Here is a 19,252-nt window from a genome sequence, read left to right on the forward strand (position 1 = left end):
GGCGTCCCGGTAGCCTCGGTTCCGCACACCCCGGTCGGCGCTGCGCCGACGAGCCCCCGTAGCTCAGGGGATAGAGCATCGGTTTCCTAAACCGTGTGTCGCAGGTTCGAATCCTGCCGGGGGCACCCGTGCCGGGACGTCCGGCGTACCGGTCGCGGTGGGACGCCCTCTACCGTTCCGGACCATGGTGGACGACGCGGAGTCGGTGGGACCTGCAGCGCCGTCGGACGCGCTCCTCGTGCCGCTGTCCTGGGACGGGCCGCGGGGCCGCTGCGAGCAGCGGGAGGGCGTCCTCCAGGAGACGGCCCTGCTGTACGCGCGGCTGACCGCCGGAGACCCGGCCGGCCAGTGGGTGGTCTACCGCTACCTGGAGGCCTGGCGGGAGCACCTCCGGCTCTCCCTGCTCGGGGTCCTCGACGACCTCCCGGCGCTCACGGGAGAGCCGCTGACCCTCGACGGGGACGACGTCTTCGCGCACTGGAGCGTGGTGCAGGAGGTGCTGGTCGGGCTGTGGCCCGACGCGGCCGAGGACACGGCGGTGACGTCCCGCGCACTGATCCGGCTGCAGACCGCCTTCGGCTCCGACCGCGTCGACGTCGCCGCGGTCCACCGCGAGATGCTCACCGCGGCGGCCTTCCTCGACGGCCTGGAGGCCCGGGCGCAGGCCCACCTGGAGTTCCTGCAGGACCGGCTCGACCACCTGAGCTGACCCGCCGCGGCGTCCGCACCCGCAGGTCCGCCGGTCGGGGTGGGCCCGACGGTGCACCGCGGGTACAGGGGACGCATGGCACTCCGCAACGCCGCGGTCGCGGCCGCCGGCCAGTGGACCGACCCCGACGACGGCATCCGCTACCCCAGCGGCGAGGTGCACGCCTGGGAGCGCGGGCGCAACGAGACGGTCTGCGGCCTGTCGCTGTCCCGCTCGCGGCTGGCCCGCTTCCCGCACGTGAGCTGGTCCGACGTGCAGCCCGAGTCCGGCCGGCACGCCGAGGAGGTGCAGGCCGTCTGCCGCCGCTGCCGCGCCGCGCTCGGCGCCCGCCGGGACGACCGCGGGTGGACGCGCACGAACCCCCGCCCATGACGCCCGGTTCGCGGTGCACCCGTGTCACCACGCCTCCGCGCCGGACGACCCGTGGGGCCCGAGCCTGCTCCGCCCCGCTCCCCGTCGCGCCGGTCGCGGGCGCCGTCCTGGCGCCGGGGGCCGACACCGGTCGAGGAACTCCTCGGGCGGACACTGGTTCGAGAAGGAAACCTTCTCGGCTGCGAGGCGTTACCGTCTCAGGTGCACGTCGTGTCCCCGGCAACGGCGCCGGGGCATAGCGGAGGTGGGAACGCAACGATGGAGACCACGGTGGTCGACGTCCCCGAGCGGGGACGGTTCGAGGTGCGGGTCGGCGAGCGCGTCGTCGGACTGGCCAGCTACCACGTCGAGAACGGCACGATGGCACTGCCGCACACCGAGGTGGACCCCAGCATGGGGGGTCGCGGACTCGGCAAGGTCCTGGTGGCCGGTGTCCTCGACGCCGCCCGCGAGCGCGGACTGCACGTCCTGCCCTACTGCTCCTTCGTGCGCCACTACATCCAGCAGCATCCCGAGACGCTGGACCTCGTCGCCGACGAGGACAAGCCCCACTTCGGTCTGGCCACCGCCGACCGCTGACCCGGCGCTGACCTGCGGCCCCGCGCCGGGCGACCTAACCTGGCGCGGGTGCCGACCGCCCTGCTCTGGTTCCGTCGCGACCTGCGGCTGCGCGACCACCCGGCGCTGGTCGCCGCGGTCGGGGCGGCCGGCCGGGACGGCACCGTGGTGCCCGTCTTCGTCGTGGACCCGCGGCTGTGGGAGCCGTCGGGCCGGCCGCGGCGGGAGTTCCTGCGCGGCTGCCTGGCCGACCTGCGCGAGCAGACCGGCGGGGCGCTGGTCGTCCGCTCCGGGGACCCGGCGCGCGTCGTGCCCGACCTCGTGCGCGAGACGGGCGCGGCGAGCGTGCACGTGTCCTCCGACGCCGGGGTGTACGGGCGGGCGCGGGACGCGGCGGTCGAGCGGGCGCTGGGCGAGGTCCCGTTCGTCCGCACCGGCTCGCCCTACGGCGTCACGCCCGGCCGGCTGACCAAGGACGACGGCACGCCGTACCGGGTCTACTCGCCCTTCGCCCGGGCCTGGCGGGCGCGCGGGCTGCACTCCCCCGCCCCGTACCCGGACGACGTCGCGTGGGCCGACGGCGTCCGCTCCGAGGACCTGCCACCGGCGCAGGACCTCGGCGGCACCGTGCTGCCCCCTGCCGGCGAGCGCGCCGGGCTGGACGCGTGGGCGCTGTTCCGCGACCAGCGGCTGCTCGGCTACGCCACCGGGCGCAACAGCCCCGGCTCCGACGGCACCAGCCGGCTGTCGGCGCACCTGAAGTACGGCACCGTGCACCCCCGGACGCTGTTCGCCGAGGCGCAGGCGCTGGACGAGGACCACGCCGAGGCGGTGGGCAGGTTCACCGGCGAGCTCATCTGGCGCGACTTCTACGCCGACGTCCTGTGGCACCGCCCGGAGACCGCGCGGGAGCCGTTCGACCCGCGGATGGCGCGCATGCGGTACGACACCGGCCCGGAGGCCGACGAGCACTTCGCGGCCTGGGCCGAGGGGCGCACCGGCTACCCGATCGTCGACGCCGGGATGCGTCAGCTGCACGGCGAGGCCTACGTGCACAACCGGGTGCGGATGGTCGTGGCGTCCTTCCTCTGCAAGGACCTGCACGTCGACTGGCGGCGCGGCGCCCGCTACTTCCTCGACCACCTCGTCGACGGCGACCTCGCCAGCAACCACCACGGCTGGCAGTGGATGGCCGGCACCGGCACCGACCCCTCGCCGTACCACCGCGTGTTCAACCCGACCCGGCAGGGCGAGCAGTTCGACCCCGACGGCGTCTACGTGCGGCGCTGGGTGCCCGAGCTGCGCGACGTCCCCGACCGGTACGTGCACGAGCCGTGGAACCGGCCCGGCGGCCCGCCCGAGGGCTATCCCCTGCCGATCGTCGACCACGCGGAGGAGCGCCAGGTGGCGCTGGCCCGCTACCAGGCGGTGCGCGATGCCTGAGGGCCACACCCTGTACCGGCTGGCGAAGGAGCAGTCGGAGCTGTTCGCGGGCCGGCCGGTGCACGTCACCAGCCCGCAGGGCCGCTTCGCCGCCGGCGCCGCGCTGCTCGACGGCCGGGTGCTCGAGGAGGTCACCAGCTACGGCAAGCACCTGTTCGCCGACTTCGGCGGCGACGTGCTGCACGTCCACCTGGGCCTCTACGGCACCTACACGACCGGCGTCGGCGACCCGCCTCCCCCGCGCGGCGCGCTGCGGATGCGCTGGGTGGCCGACGGGCCGGAGGGCGAGGGCGTGTGGACCGACCTGCGCGGGGCGACGGCGTGCGACGTCCTTCCCCAGCCCGAGGTCGACGCGATCCTCGACCGGCTCGGCCCCGACCCGCTGCGCACCCGCCGGGGCGGCCCGCTGTCGTACGCGAAGGTCGGCCGCAGCCGGACGGCGGTCGGCGCGCTGCTGATGGACCAGTCGGTGCTGGCCGGCGTCGGCAACGTCTACCGCGCCGAGATCCTCTTCCGGCACCGGGTCTCGCCGTTCCGCCCGGGCCGCGACGTCGGCGAGCAGGAGTGGCAGGCGCTGTGGGACGACCTCGTGGTGCTCATGCGCGCCGGCGTCCGGATGGGCCGGATCGTGACGACGCAGCCGGCCGACCGCTCCCGCCGCTCGGGTGCGGTGCGCCGGGAGGACGCGCACTACGTCTACCGGCGCACCGGCCTGCCCTGCCGGATCTGCGGCACCGAGGTGCGCACCGAGGAGATGGTCGGCCGCAACCTCCACTGGTGCCCCGTCTGCCAGGCGGTCTGACGGCCCCTCTGCAGGGGCCCACCGCGAGCGTGCGAGCGGTGGGGGGCGGAGGGGTCCTTCGTCTAGAGGGCGCCCTTGGCGGGGTCGCCGGTGGGGTGGGCGGTGAGCACCTGGACGGCGGGGCGCTCGGTGAGCTTGCCCTCGAGCCTCGCCGACAGCGCGGTCAGCGGCTCGGCCTTGCCGTGGGTGGCCAGCGCCTCGGGGCTCTCCCACTGCTCGACCATGACGAACACCCCGCGGCCCTCGTGCAGCGCGTACCGCTCGCAGCCGGGCTCCTCGTGCACCTGCGGCACCGTCTCGAGCACGGCCTGACGGACCTCGTCCACGTGCTCGGGCTTCGGGCTGATGGTGGCGACGACGACGACGGACACGGGCGGTCCCCTCTGCGGTGGGCGGTTGTCGGCCGGGGCGGTGATCTGGCGCACGACGCCCCGGCCGGGCCAGGATGCCAGTCGTGGCCGACGACGGATCCCCCGCCCCGGACGGCGAGCGGCCGCTGCGGGTCGCCGTCGTCGGCGCGGGCCCGGCGGGCATCTACGCCGCCGAGACGCTGACCCGCCGCGCACCGGTCCCGGTGACCGTCGACCTGCTCGACCGGCTGCCCACCCCGTTCGGCCTGGTCCGGCACGGCATCGCCCCCGACCACCCGAAGATGCGGGCGATCCGCGACACGCTGCACCGGGCGCTGGACCACCCCGGCGTGCGGTTCGTCGGCAACGTCGAGGTGGGCACCGACGTCTCGCTCGAGGACCTGCGCGCGCACGTCGACGCCGTCGTCTACACCTACGGGGCGGCGCTGGACCGGGCGCTGGCGATCGAGGGCGAGGACCTGACCGGCAGCCTCGCCGCCACCGACCTGGTCGCCTGGTACTGCGGCCACCCCGACGCCGACCGCGCGACGGTCGAGGCGGCGCTGCAGGGCGTGCGGCGGGCGGTCGTCGTCGGTGTCGGCAACGTGGCCCTCGACGTGGCCCGCGTGCTCTCCCGCGCCCCGCAGGAGCTCGAGTCCACCGACATGCCCCAGCACGTGCTCGACACCCTCGCCGCGACGCCGGTCGAGGAGGTCACCGTGCTCGGCCGCCGCGGCCCGGCCCAGGCGTCCTTCACCACGATGGAGCTGCGCGAGCTCGACGGCCTGGAGCGGGCCACCGTGCTCGTCGACCCCGCCGACCTCGACCTCGACCCGGCCGCCGAGGAGCGCCTGGCCGGCGACCGCAACGCCAGCCGCAACCTCGCCGTCCTGCGGGAGTGGGCCGGCCACCGGCCCGAGCCCGGCCGCGGCCGGCTGTGGCTGCGCTTCTACCGCCGGCCGGTGCGGATCCTCGGCGCCGGCCGGGTCACCGGGATCGAGGTGGAGCGCACCGCCGTCGACGGCGACGGGCGGGCCGTGGGCACCGGCGAGACCGAGGTGCTGCCCACCGACCTCGTCGTCCGCTCGGTCGGCTACCGCGGGCAGGGCCTGCCCGGCCTGCCGGTCGACCCGCGCACCGGCACCGTGCCCAACGAGGAGGGCCGGGTGCTCCGCGGCGGCGCCCGCTCCCCCGGCGAGTACGTGGCGGGGTGGATCAAGCGCGGGCCCACCGGCGTCGTCGGCACCAACAAGCACGACGCCCGCGAGACGGTGGCGTCGCTGCTGGCCGACGCCGAGGCCGGGGTGATCGGCGCGCACGGCGACCGCGACGACCTGGTGCGCACGCTGCGCGCCCGCGGCGCCGAGCCGGTGCTGCTGGAGGACTGGCGGGCCATCGACGCCGCCGAGGTCGCCCTCGGCGCCACCCGCGGCCGCGCCCGGACCACGCTGCACGAGCGCGAGTCCCTGCTGGCCGCCGTGCGGGCCGCCGCGGACCGATGAGTTCCGGCTCACCGTCCGGTCGATCCCGCATGCGCCCCAGCAACGTCCTCGCCGTCCTGCCCGTCGACGACTTCCCCGCCGCCGAGTCCTGGTACCGCCGGCTCTTCGACCGCGAGCCCGACCGCCGGCCCATGAGCTCGTGCGCGGAGTGGCAGCTCACTGACGGCGGCGCCGTGCAGGTCATCGCACTGCCCGACGCGCCACACGGTGTCACCGTGGTCCTGGGTGTGGACGACGCCGACGCCCGAGCCGCCGAGCTGACCGCCCGGGGCATCGAGCCCCGGCTGTTCACCACCCCCGACGGGGCAGTTCCGCCTGGCATCGTGCGCCGACCCGGCCGGCACCACCGTGGTGCTGGGGCAGACCCTCTAGGGCCTGTCCTAGAGGGTCTTCGCGAAGCCAGAGGACCACGGCGGCGAGGACGAGCAGAGCCCGGTAGTAGGCGGCGCGTTTGGCGTAGCGGGTGGCCAGCGCGCGGAACTGCTTGAGCCGGGCGAAGCAGCGCTCGATGACGTTGCGGCCGGCATAGACCGCCCGGTCGCAGGCCGGCGGGCGGCCGCCGGCCGCGCCCTTGGCGCGGCGGTGGGCGAGCTGGTCGATCCGTTCGGGGCAGGTGAACCGGATGTGCCGAGCGCGCAGCGCCGCGCGGGTGGAGGGATGGGAGTAGGCCCGGTCGGCGAGCACCCGGTCCGGCCGTCGGCGCGGGCCGCCGGGTCTGGGGCGGGCCACCGCGACCTGATCCAGCAGCGGCAGCAGCTGCGGATTGTCGCCGGCCTGCCCGGCGGTGAGCAGCACGGCCATCGGCAGGCCGCGGCCGTCGACGGCCAGGTGCAGCTTGGTGGTCAGTCCGCCGCGGGAACGCCCGAGGGCTTCGCCGTCGACGGCGAGGGCCTCGACCGGGCCGCTGCAGCCCCCTTTTTCCGCGCCCCGGCGGCGTGCTGATGCGCGCGGACGGAGCTGGAGTCGACGCTGAAGGTCCACTCCACCGCCCCCACCGCGTCGTCCTTGAGGACCACCTCGGTGAGGATCCGGTCCCAGGTGCCATCGGCGCTCCAGCGGCGCAGCCGCTCGTGCGCGGTCTTCCACGGCCCGTAGCGCTCGGGCAGATCCCGCCACGGCACGCCGGTCTCGGCCTGCCACAGGATTGCGTTGATCACCTGCCGGTGATTCCGCCATCGCCCGCCCCGGCGCCCCGTCGCGGGCAGCAGCGGCTCGATCCGCGCCCAGGCCGCATCGGTGAGCTCATGCCGGCCGACCATCGGTCCAGCCTGAACCCCACCGACGCAAGATCGCCAGGACAGGCCCTAGCCGAGGACCGCGGCGGCCAGCTCCCGGGCGCCCTGCCCGGAGGCCGCCGCCACGAACCGGATCAGCGTCTCGGTGTCCGGCCGCAGGGAGAGCGGGTCACCGTCCGGGGTCAGCGCGACCCCGCCGGCGGCCGCGAGCACGGCCAGCCCGCCGGCGACGTCGTGCACGTGCGTGCCGCTGCGGTCCAGGTCGTGCCAGGCGCCGGCCGACCCGTCGGCGACCAGGCACAGGTCGACGGCGGTGCAGCCGGTCACCCGCACGCGGTGCGCCGTCCCGGGCACCCGCACGGTCCGGCCCGACGGCGCGACGACGGTGCTGCCCTCCCGCACCCGCGCCGGCACGCCGTCCCGCTGCGCGCCGGTGTCGACGGTCCCGGCCCAGCGGCGCCCCGACGACAGGTCGACGACGAGCCCGGCGACAGCCCGCCCGCGGTGCACCAGCGCCGCCGAGAACGCCCACGGCGGCAGGCCGGCGCGGAAGTTGCCGGTGCCGTCGAGCGGGTCGAGCACGATCCACGGGTCGTCGTCGGACACGGCCGGGTCCGGCCGCTCCTCCGACAGCACGGGCACGCCGAGCGGGGCCAGCGTCCCGGCCGCGGCGGCGTGCGCGGCCTCGTCGGCGGCCATCGACCAGCTGCCGTCGTCCTTGCGGCGGTCGCGGCCGGTGTCGCGGGCCAGCGCCACGGCCACCTCGACCCGCGTCGCGGCCAGCGCGGCCAGGTGCGCGAACCGCGCGGTCAGCGGCGCGTCCTCCGGCGGGGCCGCCACCTCGACCACCCGGCCGGTGCCCGCGTCGCGGACCTGCGAGCAGCCCCAGGCCGCGGCGACGGCGAGCAGCGCCGAGCGGCCGGTGACGTGCGTGGAGCGGTGCACGACGACGGCCTCGGTCGTGCCCTCGTCGGTCCAGCGGCGGCGCAGGTGCGCGGCGGCGTCGTCGCCGACCAGCAGCCGCGCGCCGGGGTCGAGCAGCTCGGGCGCCAGGGCCGCCGGGCCGACGCCCAGCAGCCGGGCCGCGGCGCGCAGGTCCTCCCCCGACGCCGCCACGCGCATCGTGTCCGCCACGGTCCCCCCGCCGTCAGTGCTCCCCCGGCACGGTAGGCCACCGGCGCGCGCGGGGTAGGGCGCCACGGTGACGGCCCCCGCGCGCACCTCCCTCGACGACGTCGACGTCGTGTTCCTCGTCCACCGGGAGGCGCCGGAGATGCTCGCCCGGCACCACGCCGCGGTGTCGGCGGCCACCGGCCCGGGCTGGCGGGGCCGGGCGCTGCTGGTGGAGAACGCCGCCGCGCCGGCGACCTCCGCGGCCGCCCGCGCCCTGCTGCGCGACTGCCACCCCGACGCCGACGCCCGGGTGCTGTCCTCCCCGCGCAACCTCGGCTGGGCGCGCGCCATGGACCTCGCCCTCGACGCCTGCGCCAGCCGCTACGTCGCGCTGGTCAACTCCGACGGCGAGCCCGGCCCGGACGTGCTGCGCCGGCTGGCCGCGGTCCTCGACGCCGAGCCGCGGGCGGTCTGGGCCGCGCCCGCGGTGCACGGTCCTGGCGAGGACGACGACCCGCCCGGCCCGCCGTTCCCGGCCGAGGAGCTCGGCGGCACCGCGCTGCTCGTGCGCCGGGCGGAGTTCCTCGCCGCCGGCGGGTTCGACCCGCTGTACTTCTTCTACAACGAGGACCGCGACGCCTCCCGGCGGCTGCGGGCGGCCGGGCACCTGCTGCTGCGGGTGCCCGACACCGTGTTCCGGCACGGCAAGGGCGGCCGCACCGCCCGCGGGGTGTTCCTGCGGGAGTGGCACTACGCCCGCACCGTCCAGGTGCTCCGCCCGCAGCACGCCGACCGGCCGGTCCGGGAGACGGCGGCCTTCCTCGCCGGGCGGGGACGCGCGGTCCTCGACCACGTCCGCGACGGCGACGCCCCCGGCGCCGCGGGCATCGCGCTGGCCCTGGCCGAGCTGCCGCGCGGGCTGGTGATGGCCGCCGCCCGGCGCCGCCGCCCCTGGGACGGCGCCCGGCTGGCCGCCTGGCTGGACCGCAACCGCCTGCCGGTGAGCGGGCTCAGCCGGAGTTCCGGAGCGCCGTCGCGATCCCGTTGATCGTCAGCTGGATGTTGCGCCGCACCAGCTCGTCGTCGTCGCCGGTCCGGCGCCGGCGCAGCATCTCCACCTGCAGGTGGTGCAGCGGCTCCAGGTAGGGGAACCGGTTGCGGATCGACCGGGCCAGCGACGGGTTGTCGGCCAGCAGGTGGTCGTCGCCGGTGACCGCGAGCAGCACCCGGCAGGTGCGCTCGTGCTCGGCGGTGATCTGGTCGAACACCCGCGCCCGCAGCTCCTCGTCGGGCACCAGCCCCGCGTAGCGGGCGGCGAGGTCGAGGTCGGTCTTGGCCAGCACCATCCCCATGTTCGACAGGACCGTCCGGAAGAACGGCCACCGCCGGTGCAGCTCCTGCAGCCGGGCCAGCCGCGCCGGGTCGTCCCCGATCCAGGACTCCAGCGCCGTCCCGGTGCCGTACCAGCCGGGCAGCATGATCCGCGCCTGCGACCAGCTGAACACCCACGGGATGGCCCGCAGGTCGGCGATCCGGTCGCCGGCCTTGCGCGAGGGTGGGCGGCTGCCGATGTTCAGCTCCGCCAGCTCGCGGATCGGCGTCGCGGCGCGGAACCACTCCACGAACCCCGGGGTCTCGTGCACCAGCGCCCGGTAGGCCGCCTGCGCGCGGTCGGCGAGGTCGTCGAGCAGCGCGTAGGCGTCCTCCGCGCCGTCGCCCAGGCCCTCGACGTCGAGCAGCGTGGCCTCCAGCGTCGCGGCCACCAGCGCCTCGAGGTTGCGACGGGCGAGGTCGGGCTCGCCGTACTTGGCCGCGATCACCTCGCCCTGCTCGGTGAGCCGCAGCGCGCCGGCCACCGCGCCGGGCGGCTGGGCGCGGATCGCCTCGTAGCTCGGGCCGCCGCCGCGGCCGACCGTGCCGCCGCGGCCGTGGAACAGCCGCAGCCGGATGTCCTCGCGCCGCGCCACCTCGACCAGCGCCAGCTCGGCCCGGTACAGCGCCCAGTTGGCGGCGAGGTAGCCGCCGTCCTTGTTGCTGTCGGAGTAGCCGAGCATGACCTCCTGCGCGTCGCCGCGGTTGGCGACCAGCGCCCGGTACACCGGCTGGGCGAGGACGGCGGTCATCGTCTCGCCGGCGCCCTGCAGGTCGGCGATCGTCTCGAACAGGGGCGAGATGCCGACCGGGCAGGTGGGGCCGTCCTCGCCGTCGGGGTCGAGCAGGCCGACCTCCTTGAGCAGGACGGCGACCTCGAGGACGTCGCTCACCGACTCGCACATGCTGATCACGTAGTTCGGGATCGCCCGCGGCCCGAGCAGCGCGACCTGCCCGGCGGCGGCCTCCAGCAGGTCCAGCTCCCCGCGGGCCAGCTCCGACAGCTCCGCGCCCGGCCGCACCAGCGGTCGGCGCATCTGCAGCTCCCCGGCCAGCAGCTCGACCCGGGCGGCCTCGTCGAGGGAGGCGTAGTCGGGGCAGACGCCGGCCCAGGCCAGCAGCTCGGCGAGGACCTCCTCGTGGACCGAGGAGTTCTGCCGCATGTCCAGCCCGGCGAGGTGGAAGCCGAACACCTCGACGGCGTCGCGCAGCCGGGCCAGCCGGTCGTCGGCCAGCGCGCCGGCGCCGTGGCTGCGCAGCGAGGCGTCGACGACGGCGAGGTCGGCGAGCAGCTCGTCGGGGGTGTCGTAGGGGTCGAGCTCGGCGACCGGCGGCACGCCGGGCACCCGCCCGAGGACCCGCTTCGCGGTGGCGGCCAGCCGGGCGTGCACGCCGTTGAGCGCCCGCCGGTAGGGCTCGTCGGCGCGGAACGGCGAGTCGTCGCGGGAGGCGTCGGCCAGGTGCGCCAGCTGCGGCGTCGGCGTGACCAGCCGGTCGGACATCGACAGCTCGCGGTACAGCTGCACGAGCTCGCCGAGGTGGTGGGCCAGCGCCGTCTCGGCCTGCCGGGTGCTGGCGCGGCGGACGGCGTCGGCGGTGACGAACGGGTTGCCGTCGCGGTCGCCGCCGATCCACGAGCCCGGCTGCAGCACCGGCTGGGTGGGCAGGCCGGCGTGCGGCCAGCGCTCCTGCAGCGCGCGGCGCAGGTCGGCGTTGATCTCCGGCACGACCCGGAACAGCGACAGGTCGTAGTAGCGCAGCGCCTCGTCGATCTCGTCGGCCAGCCGCAGCCGGGACAGCCGCAGCAGCGCCGTCTGCCAGAGGGTGAGCACCGCCCGCTCGAGCTGCGCCGACCAGGCGGCCTCGTCGACCTCCCCCGGCGCCATCCGGTCGCGCTCCCGGATCAGCTCGGTGACCTGCTGCTGCACCTGCGAGATCGTCTTGCGGCGCACCTCGGTGGGGTGCGCGGTGACCACGGGGACCACCAGCGCGCCGGCCAGCTCCCGCGCGACGACGTCGGGGTCCAGGTCCGCCCGGTCCAGCAGCGCGAAGGTGGCCGCGAGGCTGCCGGGCTGCGGCGGCGAACCGGCCCGGCGGTGGTGCCGGCGGCGGCGCTCGTGGTGCAGGTCCTCGGCCAGGTTGGCCAGCAGCGAGAAGTGGCTGAACGCGCGGATGACGTGGTTGGCCGCGCGGACGTCGAGGTCGCCCATGCGGGCGGCGACCTCCGCGCGGTCGGTCTCGGAGCGGCGGAGGGCGAAGGCCTGCACGCGGGTGGACTCGACCAGGTCCAGGACGTCCTCGCCGCTCTGCTCCCGGATCACCTCACCGAGGACCCGGCCGAGCAGCCGGATGTCCTCGCGCAGCGGGGCGTCGTCGGCCCGGCCGTCCCCCTCGGGGTCGCGTCCGGGCAGGCGCAGGTCGGCGACGTCGACGGTGGCTTCCGACATGCGGGCAGTATCGGCCCCCCATGTGACGGGCGGGTGTCCCGGGGGAAGGTCCCCCGCGTGCTGACGCTGCGCGCCACCCCCGCCGCCCCCGCCCCCGCCGACCACGGCGAGGGCCCCACCTGGGACGACGCCCGCTCCGAGCTGCTGTGGGTCGACATCAGCGCCGGGCGGGTCCGCCGGGCCGCCCTCGACGGCGACACCCTGACCGACACCGGCTCGCTGTCCGCCGGCGACACCGTGGGCGCCGTCGTCCCGGCCGCCGGCGGCGGGTGGCTGGCCGCCGCCGGCGCCGGGTTCACCCACCTCGCCGACGACGGCACCGCGCGGGTGCTGCTGGAGCTGGCCGGCGAGGGCGGCGGCCCGGACGACGGCGGCACCCGCATGAACGACGCGAAGTGCGACCGCGCCGGGCGGTTCTACGCCGGGACGATGGCCTTCGACGAGCGCCCCGGCGCCGGCACCCTCTACCGGCTGGACACCGACGGCACCGTCACGACCGTCCGCGAGGGGCTGACCGTCTCCAACGGGCTGGGCTGGTCGCCCGACGACCGCACCGTCTACCTCGCCGACTCCGGCCCCGGCCTGGTGCACGCCGTCGACCACGACCCGTCCTCGGGTGCGTGGGGCCGCGGGCGGGTGCTGCTGGAGACCGGCGGCGCCGACGGCGTGGCCGACGGGCTCACCGTCGACGACGAGGGCTGCCTCTGGACGGCGATGTGGGGCGGCGGGCAGGTGCGCCGCTGGTCACCGGAGGGCGAGCTGCTCGCCGTCGTCGAGGTGCCGGTGGCCAACACCTCCAGCTGCGCCTTCGCCGGGCCGGACCGCGGCCTGCTGGTCATCAGCACCGCGCACGGCGACGCCGACGAGGCGGAGGCCGGGCGGCTGTTCACCGTGCGGCCCGGCGTCACCGGCCCGCCGGCGAACCCCTACCGCGGCCCGCTCGCCGGCCTCCGGCAGTAGGAGGACCCCGCCGCAGGGGCCGGTCAGCTGCCCTGGAGCAGCGCGAGCGCGGCGGCGGCGAGCTGGTCGCCGGCGGCGGCGCCCCGCTCGAACTCCTCCGCCGCGCCGGGGAGGTCGCCGCGGTCGGCCAGCAGCACGCCGAGGTTGTGGTGGCAGTACGCGTCGCCGGCCTGGATCCCGGCGCGGTACGCCTCCTCGGCGGCCTCGTCGTCGGCGAGCAGCTCGCGGTAGAGGTTGCCCAGCGGCAGCCAGGCCACCTGCTCGCCGAGCTTGGCGCCGCGCTCGAGCACCGCGCGGGCCTCCTCCGGGCGGCCGGTCTGCAGCAGCAGCGCGGCCAGGTCGGCGCGGGCGGCGGCGAAGTGGTCGGCGCCGGTGCGCAGCCGGTCCTCCAGCGCCGGGTCGAGGGTCGCGCACCACTGCCAGCAGGCGGCGACGGCGTCGGCCTCGGCGTCGCCGCTCGCGGCCAGCTCCTCGGCGACGGACAGGGCCTGCTCGCGCTCCCCCTGCTCGCGCAGCAGGAAGGCCAGCTGGAGGCCGCCCTCGGTGTCGCCCGCGTCGGCGGCCCCGCGGTAGGCGGCCATGGCCCCCGCGAGGTCGCCGAGCTGCTCGAGCACCAACCCGAGGTTGCGCCAGGCGTCGGCCTCGCCGCCGGCCAGGGCCACCTCGTAGGCCTCGACGGCCTCGGTCCAGCGCTCCTGCGCGGCGAGGCTGTTGCCCAGGTCGTAGTAGCCGGTGACGTCGCCGAGCTCGGCCGCGCGGCGGAAGCACCACTCTGCGTCGGTCTGCCGGCCGGCGTCGGCGAGGTCGCAGCCCAGCTCGATCAGCTCGTCGGCGTCCTCGGAGGCCTGCAGCCGCCAGAGGCGCGCGTCCAGGTCCTCGGTCATGGCGCCGATGATGGCCGCGCTGACCTGGGCGCACGCCCTCCGCAGGGGTGAGGTCACCCCAACGTGTCCGCTGCTCGACCGGGCGGGTGTCCCCCCGCCCGGCGCTCAGGCCCGGCCGGCCCGCAGGGCCTCCCGCAGCTTGGTCTTCCCGCTGGTCCGGAGCAGGGCGCCGGAGTACACCCGGCCGCCCAGCCGGACCACCAGCGCGATCGCCACGAGCATGAGGACGACGGCCACGCCGACCTCCCAGAGCGCGACGTCCCCCGCCGCCTGGCGCACCGGCATGACCATCGGCGAGAGCCCCGGCACGTAGGAGGTGACCACGGCCAGGCTCCCGTCCGGGTCGCTCGCCGCCTGCACGGCGACGACGAAGCCCGCGACCAGCACCAGCGACGCCGGGGTCAGCACGCTGCCGAGGTCCTCCTGGCGGCTGACCAGCGAGGCGGCGACGGCGAACAGCGAGGCGTAGAGCGCGTAGCCGAGGACGAACCAGAACAGCAGCCACAGCACCGTGCCGACCAGCTCGCCGGGCAGGTCGACGACGTCGAAGGCGAGCGCGCCGCCGATCCCGATCGCGGCGATGACGGCGATCTGCGCGAGGCCGAGCACGCCGAGGCCGAGGATCTTCCCGGCCAGCAGCTGCCACGGCTTCATCGTGGCCAGCAGCAGCTCCACCACCCGGCTGGACTTCTCCTCGACGACGCCCTGCGCGACGAACTGGGCGAAGAGGATGAGCAGGCTGTAGAGCACGACGACGCCGACGATCGCGACCACGACGTTCTGCTGGTCGCCGTCGTCGTCGAGCGCGGTCACCGACAGCGTCGGCAGGTCCGCGGGGTCGACGCCGGCCCCGGCGAGCGCGTCGGTGAACGCCACGGCCCCCACCGCGCCGGACACGACCGCCTCCAGCGTCGTGTCGGGCTCGCGGACCACCAGCTCGGGAGCACTGGCCGCGCCGACCAGGGCGCCGTCGACGTCCTCGGCCTCGACGGCGGCGCGGGCGGCGTCCTCGGTGTCGAACCGGACCACCTCGACGTCGACGCCGAGCGCGTCGCCCTGGGCCTCGAGGGCCTGGCCGACCTGCCCGGGCTCGCCGACGACGCCCACCCGGCTGGTGTCCCCGCCGGAGTTGACGACGATCTGGAAGACCAGCACGCCGAGGATGAGCACGATCATCAGCACCGAGCTGGCGATGAACGTCTTGTCGCGGATGCGCGTGGAGACCTCGCGGGCGGCGACCAGGCGGACCAACTGCGCGCTGGAGAGCGGGGAGCTCACGCGGCCACCTCCTCGCGGTCGGCGGCCTGCTGCGCCGGGTCGGCGACGGCCTCGCGGAACAGCTCGACCAGCGTGGCCTCCCGCCAGGCGAAGTGCGTGACCCGGCCGGTACGCACCGCGGCGGCGAGGACCTGCTGGTCGTCGGCGCCCGCGGCCAGCTCCAGCAGCGTGTCACCGGCCCGCTCGGAGACGACCCGGACGCCGGGCACGGCGGCGGCCCAGCCGGGCGCGGCGTCGGGGGCGACGACCCGCAGCAGCCGCCCGGCCTCGCGGCGGCGCAGCTCCTCGACGGTGCCCGTGGCGACCATGCGGCCGCGGGCGAGGATGCCGACGGAGTCGCACAGCCGCTCCACCAGGTCGAGCTGGTGGCTGGAGAACACGACCGGCACCCCGGCCCGGCACTGCTCGAGCAGCGCCTCGGCCAGCGCGTCGACGCCGACCGGGTCCAGGCCGCTGAACGGCTCGTCGAGGATGAGCACCTCGGGCCGGCTGACGAGCGCGGCGGCCAGCTGCACCCGCTGTTGGTTGCCCAGCGAGAGCTTCTCGACGGGGTCGCCGCGGCGCGCGGCCAGGCCCAGCCGCCCGGACCACTCCTCCGCGGCGCGGGCCGCGGCGGCGGCGCCCATGCCGTGCAGCCGGGCGAAGTAGGCCAGCTGCTCGCCGACCCGCATCTTGGGGTAGAGCCCGCGCTCCTCCGGCATGTAGCCGACGCGCCGCCGGGTCTCCTCGTCCAGCGGCCGGCCGCGCCAGCGCACCTCGCCCGCGTCGGCCCGGGCCAGGCCCATGGCGATGCGCATGGTCGTCGTCTTCCCGGCCCCGTTGGACCCGCAGAAGCCGAACATCGAGCCGGGGGCGACGGTGAAGCCGACGCCCTCCAGCACGCGGTTGTCCCCGTAGCTCTTGTGGAGCCCGTCGAACTCGAGCACCGTGCCTCCGTCCCATGATCCCCGTGCGCGCCGACGCTATCGGTCGAGGCGACGACGCCCGCCCGACCGGGACCGTGTCCCGCCGCGCGCCCGGACCACCGGGAGGGACCCCCGGGGTGCCACCGTCGACCCGTGGACCGGGACGACGGACTGCGCCTGACCCTCAGCCGCGTGCTCGGGGCGCCGCCCCGGCGGGTGTTCCGCGCGCTGACCGAGCCGGGCGAGCTCGTGCGCTGGTGGGGACCCCGGGGGTTCACCCTGGTCGGCGCCGAGGTCGACCTGCGGGTGGGCGGCCGCTACCGGTTCACCGTGCAGCCGCCGGGAGCTCCCCCGTTCCACCTGTCCGGGCGGTTCCTGTCCGTCGACCCGGGCCGCGGGCTCTCCTATACCTTCCGGTACGAGGAGCCCGCACCCGACGACCGGGAGACGGTGGTGACGCTCGTCCTCGGGGACCGCGGCACCGGGACCGTGCTGTCCCTGACCCAGGAGCCGTTCGCCACGCGGGAACGGGAGGACCTGCACCGGGCCGGCTGGTCGGACAGCCTCGACCGGCTGGCGGAGGCCCTCGCGAGCTGAGCGGATCCGGACGGCCGCCGGCTCCCCTCGCGCTCCGGCGTCCGCTGCGGTGTCATCAGGCCCATGAGCCAGGAGAACGTCCCCGCCAGCCCGCCGTCGGGCGTCGGGCTGGACGGGCTGCGCCAGGCCGCGGCCGGCTGCCGGGCCTGCGAGCTGTGGGAGCCGGCGACCCAGACCGTGTTCGGGGAGGGCCCCGAGACCGCGCGGATCGTGTTCGTCGGCGAGCAGCCCGGCGACCAGGAGGACCGCAGGGGCGAGCCGTTCGTCGGCCCGGCCGGCCGGCTGCTGGACCGGGCGCTGGCCGACGCCGGCATCGAGCGCAGGGACGCCTACGTCACCAACGCGGTCAAGCACTTCCGCTTCACGCCGACGCCCAAGCGGCGGATCCACCAGTCGCCGGGCGCCGAGCACCTCCGGGCCTGTCGGCCGTGGCTGGAGGCGGAGTTCGAGGTGCTCAAGCCCGAGGTCGTCGTCTGCCTGGGCGCGACGGCGGCCAAGGCGCTCATCTCGCCGTCGTTCCGGATCACCAAGGAGCGCGGGAAGCTCATGCCGTGGACGCCGCCGGGCGTCGCCCGCGCCGAGGCCGGCGACGACGAGCCGGAGGAGGACGAGCCGGCGCAGACCTGGATGCTCGCGACCGCGCACCCCTCGGCGATCCTGCGGACGCCGGACGACGCCCGCGCCGCGGCCTTCGACGCCCTGGTGGCGGACCTGCGGGTCGTCGCCGGCGCCCTGGCCTAAGCGACCCGGGACGCCCGGAACAGCCGGAACGAGGGCACCAGCAGCGCGACCACCGCCATCGCGACGACGACGACCACGCCGCCGGAGACCATCGCGACGCCGACGCCCGCGGCACTGGCCACCGCGCCGGCCCGCAGGTCGCCCAGCCGCGGCCCGCCGGCCACGACGACGATGAACACGCCCTGCATCCGCCCGCGCATCTCGTCGGGCGCGGCGGTCTGCAGCATCGACGAGCGCAGCACCGCGCTGACCATGTCCCCGGCGCCGGCGACGGCGAGGAAGAACACCGCCAGCCACAGCGACTGCGCGAGCCCGAACCCGATGATCGCGACACCCCACACGGCGATCGCGGCGAGCACCACCACGCCCTGCCGGTCGACCCGCGACACCCAGCCCGAGGTCAGGCCCATGAGCAGCGCGCCGATGGAGATGCCGGCGAACAGCCACCCGTAGGCGTTGGCCGAGCCGGCGTAGCGGTCGGCGGCGAGCTCGGGGAACACCGCCTGCGGCCAGGCGAACAGCATCGCGACGACGTCGACGACGAAGGTCATGAGCAGCACCGGCTGGGTGCGCAGGAAGGCGAAGCCCTCCCCCACCCCGCGGACGGCGGCGCCCAGCCGCAGCGGCCCGGTGTTCCCGCCCGGCGGCAGCGGCGGCAGGCCGCGCACCAGGAGCACGGCGACCAGCAGCGTGGCCGCGTCGACGGCGTAGGCGACGAACAGGTCGCCCAGGCCGATGAGCAGCCCGGCCACCAGCGGGCCGACGATGACGCCGACCTGCCGCACGGTCATCGCCAGCGCGTTCGCCGCCGCCACGCCCTCCGGCCCGACCAGCGCCGGGATCACCGCGCTGCGGGCGGGCTGGTTGACCGCGGTGAAGCCGGAGACCGCGGCCACGAGCAGCCACAGCAGCCAGAGGTTCCCGCCGCCGGGCAGCAGTGCCTGCAGGGCCAGCAGCGCGCTGGTCACCGCCGAGCCGACCCCGGTGACCAGCATCAGCTTGCGCCGGTCCATCGCGTCGGCGATCGCCCCGCCGAGCAGTCCGAAGACCACCAGCGGCACCAGCGAGACCATCGACGTGATGCCGACCAGCAGCGAGTCGCGGGTGATCGCGTACACCTGCACGGGGACGGCGACCAGCGTCATCTGCTGGCCGACCATCGTGGCGGTCAGCCCCCAGAACAGCCGCCGGTAGCCGGGGTTGCGCAGCGGGCTGGTGTCCAGCGCCCAGCCGCGGCGGCGCGGGGCGGGCTCCGGCACGGGCACCGGCTCGGCGACCTTCCCGGCCTCGACCGGGTCGACGGGCAGCTGCCCGGTGGGGTCCTTCCTCACGGGGCGAGGCGCTGGAGCACCCAGCCGCCGCCCTCCTCGTCGTCGCGGACGAACCGCAGCCGGTCGTGCAGCCGGCCCGGGCCGCCCTGCCAGAACTCAACGGTCCGCGGCACCACGCGGTAGCCGCCCCAGGCCGGCGGCCGCGGCACCTTCTCCGTCGTCGTCTCCTCGTCGAGCAGCCGCACCCGCTCCTCGAGCTCCTCCCGGGAGTCGACGACGGTCGACTGCACCGAGGCGACCGCGGCCAGCTGCGCCTCGCGCGGGCGGGGGTCCCACAGGTCGTCGGAGGCGGCCTCGCCGACGCGCTCGACGGTGCCGGTCACGCGGACCTGCCGCTGCAGCGCGTGCCAGGGGAAGACCAGCGCTGCGCGGGGGTTGACGGCCAGCTGCGCGCCCTTGGCGGAGGCGTAGCTGGTGCCGAAGACGAAGCCGGCCTCGTCGTAGCCCTTCAGCAGCACGATCCGCGCGTCCGGGGCGCCGTCGGCGTCGGCCGTGGCCACGACCACCGCGTTCGGGTCGGGGACGTCGGCGGCGACGACGTCGCGGAACCAGGCGTCGAACTGCTCGACCCAGGTGGGCGCGAGGTCCTCCTCGCGCAGCCCCGGGCGGTCGTAGTCCCTGCGCATGCGGGAGAGGTCGGCCACCCCGCCATGC

At 76.3% G+C, this 19,252-nt stretch carries 18 protein-coding genes, 1 tRNA gene and 1 pseudogene; 11 read left to right on the forward strand and 9 right to left on the reverse strand.

What is annotated here, in order from left to right:
* Window positions 1–52: 52 nt before the first annotated feature.
* The 6 genes from ACI8AB_RS02390 to ACI8AB_RS02415 all read left to right on the forward strand — a co-directional run bounded on the left by ACI8AB_RS02390 (window position 53) and on the right by ACI8AB_RS02415 (window position 3,884).
* Window positions 53–125: transfer RNA gene (locus ACI8AB_RS02390), tRNA-Arg, on the forward strand.
* A gap of 59 nt (window positions 126–184) precedes the next feature.
* Window positions 185–709 carry a hypothetical protein gene (locus ACI8AB_RS02395; protein WP_456948809.1) on the forward strand — a complete coding sequence of 175 codons (525 nt, stop codon included), beginning with the start codon at window positions 185–187 and terminating at the stop codon, window positions 707–709.
* 75 nt (window positions 710–784) lie between these two features.
* Window positions 785–1,081 carry a hypothetical protein gene (locus ACI8AB_RS02400; protein ID WP_387987975.1) on the forward strand — a complete coding sequence of 99 codons (297 nt, stop codon included), beginning with the start codon at window positions 785–787 and terminating at the stop codon, window positions 1,079–1,081.
* 258 nt (window positions 1,082–1,339) lie between these two features.
* Entirely contained in the window at window positions 1,340–1,660 is a 321-nt protein-coding gene (locus ACI8AB_RS02405) for a GNAT family N-acetyltransferase (protein ID WP_387987976.1), read from the forward strand.
* Window positions 1,661–1,708: 48 nt separating this feature from the next.
* On the forward strand, window positions 1,709–3,082 hold the full coding sequence (locus tag ACI8AB_RS02410; RefSeq protein ID WP_456948810.1) for a cryptochrome/photolyase family protein: 1,374 nt from the start codon (window positions 1,709–1,711) through the stop codon (window positions 3,080–3,082).
* A complete protein-coding gene (locus tag ACI8AB_RS02415) occupies window positions 3,075–3,884 on the forward strand; it encodes an Fpg/Nei family DNA glycosylase (protein WP_456948811.1) in 810 nt (269 codons plus the stop codon). The genes ACI8AB_RS02410 and ACI8AB_RS02415 overlap by 8 nt, the downstream gene beginning before the upstream one ends.
* 62 nt (window positions 3,885–3,946) lie before the next feature.
* Here ACI8AB_RS02415 and ACI8AB_RS02420 read toward each other — a convergent pair whose 3' ends face one another.
* Complete coding sequence (locus tag ACI8AB_RS02420; protein WP_387987979.1) at window positions 3,947–4,255, reverse strand: putative quinol monooxygenase; 309 nt, start codon at window positions 4,253–4,255, stop codon at window positions 3,947–3,949.
* 74 nt (window positions 4,256–4,329) lie between these two features.
* Here ACI8AB_RS02420 and ACI8AB_RS02425 point away from each other — a divergent pair, with 74 nt between their 5' ends.
* Window positions 4,330–5,736 (forward strand): FAD-dependent oxidoreductase, encoded by a 1,407-nt coding sequence (locus ACI8AB_RS02425; protein WP_456948812.1) that lies wholly within the window; start codon window positions 4,330–4,332, stop codon window positions 5,734–5,736.
* 393 nt (window positions 5,737–6,129) lie between these two features.
* Here the strand turns inward: ACI8AB_RS02425 and ACI8AB_RS02430 are convergent.
* Both ACI8AB_RS02430 and ACI8AB_RS02435 read right to left on the reverse strand, forming a co-directional pair.
* A pseudogene (locus ACI8AB_RS02430) lies at window positions 6,130–6,995 on the reverse strand (IS5 family transposase); the annotation flags it as partial.
* Between the two features lie 45 nt (window positions 6,996–7,040).
* Window positions 7,041–8,105: an inositol monophosphatase family protein gene (locus ACI8AB_RS02435; RefSeq protein WP_456948813.1), complete on the reverse strand. Its 1,065-nt coding sequence runs from the start codon at window positions 8,103–8,105 to the stop codon at window positions 7,041–7,043.
* Window positions 8,106–8,172: 67 nt separating this feature from the next.
* Here ACI8AB_RS02435 and ACI8AB_RS02440 point away from each other — a divergent pair, with 67 nt between their 5' ends.
* Window positions 8,173–9,132 carry a glycosyltransferase gene (locus tag ACI8AB_RS02440; protein WP_456948814.1) on the forward strand — a complete coding sequence of 320 codons (960 nt, stop codon included), beginning with the start codon at window positions 8,173–8,175 and terminating at the stop codon, window positions 9,130–9,132.
* On the opposite strand, the gene ppc is transcribed toward ACI8AB_RS02440, so the two are convergent.
* A complete protein-coding gene (ppc, locus tag ACI8AB_RS02445; RefSeq protein ID WP_456948815.1) occupies window positions 9,095–11,902 on the reverse strand; it encodes a phosphoenolpyruvate carboxylase in 2,808 nt (935 codons plus the stop codon). The genes ACI8AB_RS02440 and ppc overlap by 38 nt on opposite strands.
* A 57-nt stretch (window positions 11,903–11,959) precedes the next feature.
* Between ppc and ACI8AB_RS02450 the strand changes: the two genes are divergently transcribed.
* Complete coding sequence (locus ACI8AB_RS02450) at window positions 11,960–12,862, forward strand: SMP-30/gluconolactonase/LRE family protein (protein WP_387987985.1); 903 nt, start codon at window positions 11,960–11,962, stop codon at window positions 12,860–12,862.
* A 23-nt stretch (window positions 12,863–12,885) separates the two neighbouring features.
* On the opposite strand, the gene ACI8AB_RS02455 is transcribed toward ACI8AB_RS02450, so the two are convergent.
* The 3 genes from ACI8AB_RS02455 to ACI8AB_RS02465 all read right to left on the reverse strand — a co-directional run bounded on the left by ACI8AB_RS02455 (window position 12,886) and on the right by ACI8AB_RS02465 (window position 15,950).
* A complete protein-coding gene (locus ACI8AB_RS02455; protein ID WP_456948816.1) occupies window positions 12,886–13,746 on the reverse strand; it encodes a tetratricopeptide repeat protein in 861 nt (286 codons plus the stop codon).
* Between the two features lie 105 nt (window positions 13,747–13,851).
* Window positions 13,852–15,024: an ABC transporter permease gene (locus ACI8AB_RS02460; RefSeq protein ID WP_456948817.1), complete on the reverse strand. Its 1,173-nt coding sequence runs from the start codon at window positions 15,022–15,024 to the stop codon at window positions 13,852–13,854.
* A complete protein-coding gene (locus tag ACI8AB_RS02465) occupies window positions 15,021–15,950 on the reverse strand; it encodes an ABC transporter ATP-binding protein (protein ID WP_456948818.1) in 930 nt (309 codons plus the stop codon). Before ACI8AB_RS02465 ends, ACI8AB_RS02460 begins: the two co-directional genes overlap by 4 nt.
* 132 nt (window positions 15,951–16,082) lie before the next feature.
* Between ACI8AB_RS02465 and ACI8AB_RS02470 the strand changes: the two genes are divergently transcribed.
* Together ACI8AB_RS02470 and ACI8AB_RS02475 are read left to right on the forward strand one after the other, a co-directional pair.
* Window positions 16,083–16,526 carry an SRPBCC family protein gene (locus tag ACI8AB_RS02470; RefSeq protein WP_456948819.1) on the forward strand — a complete coding sequence of 148 codons (444 nt, stop codon included), beginning with the start codon at window positions 16,083–16,085 and terminating at the stop codon, window positions 16,524–16,526.
* Window positions 16,527–16,589: 63 nt separating this feature from the next.
* The gene (locus tag ACI8AB_RS02475) at window positions 16,590–17,267 is read left to right on the forward strand and encodes a UdgX family uracil-DNA binding protein (RefSeq protein WP_456941800.1); all 678 of its coding nucleotides are present in this window, start codon (window positions 16,590–16,592) and stop codon (window positions 17,265–17,267) included.
* Here the strand turns inward: ACI8AB_RS02475 and ACI8AB_RS02480 are convergent.
* Entirely contained in the window at window positions 17,264–18,598 is a 1,335-nt protein-coding gene (locus ACI8AB_RS02480) for an MFS transporter (protein ID WP_456948820.1), read from the reverse strand. The two genes, ACI8AB_RS02475 and ACI8AB_RS02480, sit on opposite strands and share 4 nt — an antisense overlap.
* The gene (gene pdxH / locus ACI8AB_RS02485) at window positions 18,595–19,242 is read right to left on the reverse strand and encodes a pyridoxamine 5'-phosphate oxidase (RefSeq protein WP_387987991.1); all 648 of its coding nucleotides are present in this window, start codon (window positions 19,240–19,242) and stop codon (window positions 18,595–18,597) included. The genes ACI8AB_RS02480 and pdxH overlap by 4 nt, the downstream gene beginning before the upstream one ends.
* Window positions 19,243–19,252: the final 10 nt, after the last annotated feature.

The organism is Geodermatophilus sp. SYSU D00698 (genome assembly GCF_054050335.1).

What these genes read in the sequence shown, in the direction of transcription:
- ACI8AB_RS02395 (WP_456948809.1), top strand. Translation starts at nt 185, where the DNA reads ATGGTGGACGACGCGGAGTCGGTGGGACCTGCAGCGCCGTCGGACGCG.
- ACI8AB_RS02400 (WP_387987975.1), top strand. Translation starts at nt 785, where the DNA reads ATGGCACTCCGCAACGCCGCGGTCGCGGCCGCCGGCCAGTGGACCGAC.
- ACI8AB_RS02405 (WP_387987976.1), top strand. Translation starts at nt 1,340, where the DNA reads ATGGAGACCACGGTGGTCGACGTCCCCGAGCGGGGACGGTTCGAGGTG.
- ACI8AB_RS02415 (WP_456948811.1), top strand. Translation starts at nt 3,075, where the DNA reads ATGCCTGAGGGCCACACCCTGTACCGGCTGGCGAAGGAGCAGTCGGAG.
- ACI8AB_RS02425 (WP_456948812.1), top strand. Translation starts at nt 4,330, where the DNA reads ATGCCAGTCGTGGCCGACGACGGATCCCCCGCCCCGGACGGCGAGCGG.
- ppc (WP_456948815.1), bottom strand. Translation starts at nt 11,902, where the DNA reads ATGTCGGAAGCCACCGTCGACGTCGCCGACCTGCGCCTGCCCGGACGC.
- ACI8AB_RS02455 (WP_456948816.1), bottom strand. Translation starts at nt 13,746, where the DNA reads ATGACCGAGGACCTGGACGCGCGCCTCTGGCGGCTGCAGGCCTCCGAG.
- ACI8AB_RS02475 (WP_456941800.1), top strand. Translation starts at nt 16,590, where the DNA reads ATGAGCCAGGAGAACGTCCCCGCCAGCCCGCCGTCGGGCGTCGGGCTG.